Origin of the sequence: Siminovitchia fortis (assembly GCF_003605365.2) — a bacterium.
GTDB classification, from domain to species: Bacteria; Bacillota; Bacilli; order Bacillales; family Bacillaceae_C; genus Siminovitchia; species Siminovitchia fortis.
Genome location: NZ_QYTU02000091.1, coordinates 1 through 1,449 on the forward strand (window position 1 = coordinate 1; position 1,449 = coordinate 1,449).

Below are 1,449 nucleotides of genomic sequence, written 5' to 3' on the forward strand. Positions count from 1 at the left end.
TTTCAAGCAAAAGTCAAGTAATTTAACTCGCACACAAACTATCAAAATGTTAAAAATCATCCCAATTTTCATTAAAAATAAACACAAAAAAACCTTATAATTAGGGCATGGTAGTCCTGTCCAAATCCCTAACTATAAGGAGCTTCACATGGACAATCATACCATAAAAACAGTATTCAAGGAATACATTCATCCATTAGATTCGAAAGTCATTCAAAAAATGGTCGATCATGCGCAAATAGACCGGTATGTTAAAAAACTCGACTTTCTTACATTTACCAACCTTTTTATCTATGCCCAGTTGAAAGGCTTGCGCAGTCTGGAACGGATCAGTGAGCATGTAAACCGGAAGAAGACCGTACAAAGACAAATCGGTATCGAAAGTATCAGTAAATCCCAGCTCTCTCGAAAGCTTGGAGATATTCCGTCCGAGATTTTCGAAAGTATCATGCGGCATCTGGTTCAAAAACTGCACCAGATATACGGGCCAAAAAAGGCCGACCAATTGCTTGGGAAGATTCATCTGATTGATTCCTCAACCCTTTCCATGTGCTTAAGTCAACATGTATGGGCGGATTTTCGAAACACCAAAGCTGGTGTCAAAATGCATACATCCATTGTTTTTTGTGAAGGGGAGTCCTATTTGGACAAATTGATTATCACTCCTGCCCGGCCGGCAGATGAAATACAGCTGGATGCATTAATCGTAATAGATAAAGATGCCCTCCACGTATTCGATCGGGGGTACTATAACTTTGAAAAGTTTGATTTCTATTGCCAAAATGGGATTCGGTTTGTCACCCGGATTAAAAGCAATACGAATGTACATGTCATTGAGGAACTGCCTGTCGATCCGTCATCTCCGATCACCCGGGATGCCGTTGTCAAAATCGGCAATATGAAACACCCCCTCCGCCTGGTAGAAACCGTGGACAGCAGGGGTAACAAGGTTTCCATCGTGTGCAATGACGCAAAAATAAACGCACAGGAAATCAGCGACCTCTACCGGACACGGTGGCAGATTGAATTGTTTTTCAAATGGGTAAAGCAGCACCTGGTCTTGAAAAGACTCTATGGACAAAGCAAAAATGCCGTTTACAACCAAATCTACATAGCCATGATCACCTACTGCTTAAACCTGTTATTGAAACATAAAACAGGATATAAAGGCACTTTACTGGAAATGAAAAACTGGGTCAGTGATCTGTGGGACCAAAAGATTGAAGCCTTTATAGCAGAGATATTCAAGGAACCGGAACGAACTTCTAACGGTCGACGAAGGTTGTGGCACCAACGTATTTTTGAAGAGACCTTGGCACAATACGAAGAAGGGGATGTTTCACATTTAGACGATCTAACCTATGATCCACTCATTTAAATAAACTGGTAAATAATGGATGAAGGGCTACCTTTGAATCCCTGTTGTCTTTTTTTCTTCAAATAGAATCA

At 40.8% G+C, this 1,449-nt stretch carries 1 protein-coding gene; it reads left to right on the forward strand.

Annotation, left to right across the window (positions count from 1 at the left end; translation table 11 throughout):
* Positions 1 to 148 precede the first annotated feature (148 nt).
* Complete coding sequence (locus D4N35_RS17735; protein WP_120076035.1) at positions 149 to 1,378, forward strand: IS4 family transposase; 1,230 nt, start codon at positions 149 to 151, stop codon at positions 1,376 to 1,378.
* Positions 1,379 to 1,449: the final 71 nt, after the last annotated feature.